The following is a 1308-nucleotide window of genomic DNA, read 5'->3' on the forward strand; positions in this document are numbered from 1 at the left end:
CATCCGCATGCAAGAGTAGGTCACTGCCAGGGACCTTTTTAAGAAAAGCCCCCTCCAACCGGAGGGGGCTTTTTATTTCCGTCTTCGCTGCAGCGGATGCTGTTTCTGGACAATGGTCCTCCGCATCTGCGGGCCAGGCGTGAAATACTTCCGGTCCTGTCCACCTTTCGGACACCACATGTTCGTCCATGTCGATAATCGTCGTCGCTCACGTCTGCACTGGGCCACGCTGCTGTTGGTAAGCGTCTGTGTCGTCTGTTTCGTAAGCCTTGCCCTGATGCGTCCGCCCGAGCGTGTCTCGTGGCTGCTCGACTGGGGGACAATCCCGGCGAACATTTTCGATATCAAGCAGCCCTTGCTTCCCCAGCTGACCGATCCGGCGCTGCTGAGGCTCTTCACCGCGCTGTTCATCCATGTCGAGTGGACGCATCTGCTCGGGAATCTGCTATTCCTCGCCATCTTTGGGCTGCCGGCCGAGCGGTCGATGGGCTCGCTGCGCTTCCTGACGCTCTTCCTGGTCGGCGGCATGGCCTCGAACCTTGTCGGAGCGCTCTCGCTGGCCGGCGTACTCCGGCCGATCATCGGCTGCAGCGGAGCCGTTTCGGCAGTGCTTGGTGCCTATGTCGCACTATTCCCGAGGGCCAGGCTGGGGCTGGTGCTGCCGCTGGGTCTCTACCTGGAGTTCGTGCGCGTGCCGGCGTTCCTGTTGATCGGCATCTGGGTGCTGCTGCAATTGCTGTTCAGTTATGCCGGCCCGAGCTATGGCGCGGTGGTGTGGTGGACCCACATCGCCGGGTTCCTGTTCGGTTTGCTGTTCGCCCTGTTTTCGCGTGACGCGATCGTGCGCCGCATGCGCCACTGAGTCGAAACCCATGCGCAACAAGAAGCTCTACAAGGTGACGTTCCTGCATCTGGGCAAGTCGTACGAGCTGTACGCACGTCATGTTGCAACAAGCTCGCTGTGGGGGTTCACCGAAGTCGGAGAGCTGGTGTTCGAGCCCGCGGGAGAGGGAATCCTTGTCGATCCGACCGAGGAGCGCCTGCGCGACGAGTTCAGGGATACCCGTGTATTGCACCTGCCGATGCAGGCGGTGCTTCGCGTCGAGGAGGTGGACCGCAAGGGCAGCCTGAGCATCCGCGACGCTGCAGACGGTCAGAAGATCACGCCCTTTCCGCTGCCGCCGAAGCCACGTTGATCGGCCGGCCTTACCGGTCCAAGGCGTGGTGTTGGCGACGTCCCCCCGCTTTGAGTAGCGGGACGGTTTGGAGTCCGGGGTCACTTTAACTGCTTGGCATAGGCGGCGGGTG

General features: G+C 61.9%; 2 protein-coding genes. Both read left to right on the forward strand.

Annotated elements, in window-relative coordinates; genetic code table 11:
• The first annotated feature begins 178 nt into the window (after nucleotides 1-178).
• Complete coding sequence (locus C693_RS0111280; RefSeq protein ID WP_026107354.1) at nucleotides 179-862, forward strand: rhomboid family intramembrane serine protease; 684 nt, start codon at nucleotides 179-181, stop codon at nucleotides 860-862.
• Nucleotides 863-872: 10 nt separating this feature from the next.
• Nucleotides 873-1196: a DUF1820 family protein gene (locus tag C693_RS21610; protein WP_017462387.1), complete on the forward strand. Its 324-nt coding sequence runs from the start codon at nucleotides 873-875 to the stop codon at nucleotides 1194-1196.
• Nucleotides 1197-1308: the final 112 nt, after the last annotated feature.

Source organism: Dyella ginsengisoli LA-4, from assembly GCF_000334915.1.
GTDB lineage: Bacteria > Pseudomonadota > Gammaproteobacteria > Xanthomonadales > Rhodanobacteraceae > Dyella_A > Dyella_A ginsengisoli_A.

Coding starts and splice junctions, on each gene's coding strand:
- C693_RS0111280 (WP_026107354.1), top strand. CDS start 179: ATGTTCGTCCATGTCGATAATCGTCGTCGCTCACGTCTGCACTGGGCC.
- C693_RS21610 (WP_017462387.1), top strand. CDS start 873: ATGCGCAACAAGAAGCTCTACAAGGTGACGTTCCTGCATCTGGGCAAG.